Here is a 1,543-nt window from a genome sequence, read left to right as displayed (position 1 = left end):
TCGAGCTGTTGACAAAGCCCTATAAAATATCTCTTCTCTACATAACCCAGTGTTTGTTGGTTGACAACTGACACAAAAAAAGATGCCTCCTGGCATCACTCTAAACATTTTACCATCCGTTTTAGATTTAAGGCCATAGCCGATAAGAGGCAGTGCGTTTCCGCTGCCTCTAACCCTCTCCTATATAGCTTTCTTAAATTATGTCTCGCTTTCTGGGCAGCAAAACTTCCTTCGCACCATATCTGACGCTGTTCCAGAATGTAGGAGTGAAGTGCTGTCCCCTTTTTTGCGTGACATCGCCTTACTGCTTCTTCAAAGATATTTACACGGACTGTCCGGCTCTTTTGACTGGAACTCACGCACCGGCTAAACATTGGACAGAATTTGCAGTCTTCACAGTCCGCACGATAAACCCTGCAGATATTGAATTCCTCCCGTTCAAGGCTGCGCAGTATCAGCTGTTTCCCGGCGGGACAAATAAAGCAGTCTGTTTCCTTCTGATATTTAAAATCTTCCCGCGTGAATTCTGTTTTGTAATTCACACCTCCAGTTGTTCCCGGAGTATACAAACAGATTCCCATATCCTCCAAGGCTTGACATATCAAGCTGGTTCCATATGCGCTGTCCGCACCCGCTGTTTTGATGGGTAATTCCAGATGCTTCCGCATATACTCGATCCGGTCTAAATAAGGGCCGGAGTCATTTACGTTTCCTGGAGTCACTGCCACATCTACGATGATTCCATGGGCAATATCCACGCTTTGATGGCTCAGATAATGCGGCCCCGCAGGTTTCCCCGGCCTTTTCAGCATCCCGGCTTCCGGATCCGTCGGATTGATGGGTTTCTCTGCCGGGAGTTTTTCCTTTAGTGCACGGCTTTTTCTCTTCGGGCGGATCATTCCGGCTTTCTCCAGACGGCAACGCTCCTGTTCTTCATAGAAATCCAGGCGCTGCATATAAGTGTTTGCCTCCCGCTGGGCTATAACTTTGATATTCTTTTTAGCGGAAGCATTTGCTTTTATATGGGTGGAATCCGTCAAAACGGTTCTTCCGTCCACAAGACCTTTTTCCATACACTGAAAGATAATCCTCTCAAACAGGCGGCGGAACAAGCCGGTTCCATTGAAACGTCTGCGCCTGTTTTGAGATATGGTGGAATGATCGGGGACACGGTCATCCATATCAAATCCCAGGAACCAGCGATAGGCCATGTTTACCTGTATTTCCTGCTCAATCCGGCGTTCTGATTCAATTCCAAACAAAAATCCAATCAACAGATATTTTATCAAGATCACCGGATCAATGCATGGACGGCCATTATTCTGGCAGTAACAGCTTTCTGTCTCCTGGTAAATAAAGGAAAAATCTACTAGGGAATCTAATTTTCTCAGGAAATGGTCTTCGGGCACAAGGTTTTCAATCGTTACCAAATGAAATTTTATTTGCTTATTATTTGTCCGCGTCATCATAAGTAAATCCCCCTCACATTTCTTTTATTTTACCATAATGAGCGGGTGAAGAATAGGGTTTGTCAACAGCTCGA

The 1,543-nt window shown here is 45.4% G+C and carries 1 protein-coding gene; it reads right to left on the bottom strand.

Going from position 1 to position 1,543, the window contains the following annotated elements; translation table 11 throughout:
* Positions 1-95: 95 nt before the first annotated feature.
* On the bottom strand, positions 96-1,469 hold the full coding sequence (locus H8730_RS17280; protein WP_249290293.1) for an IS1182 family transposase: 1,374 nt from the start codon (positions 1,467-1,469) through the stop codon (positions 96-98).
* Between the last annotated feature and the right edge of the window lie 74 nt (positions 1,470-1,543).

It is taken from the genome of Bianquea renquensis (assembly GCF_014384895.1).
Lineage (GTDB): Bacteria > Bacillota > Clostridia > Lachnospirales > Bianqueaceae > Bianquea > Bianquea renquensis.
Note: the sequence above shows the minus strand (reverse complement) of the source record. Positions and strands in the feature narration are given on the sequence as shown.

Bases quoted from the DNA above. Each gene is read 5' to 3' on its own strand.
- H8730_RS17280 (WP_249290293.1), bottom strand. From the start codon at position 1,469: ATGATGACGCGGACAAATAATAAGCAAATAAAATTTCATTTGGTAACG.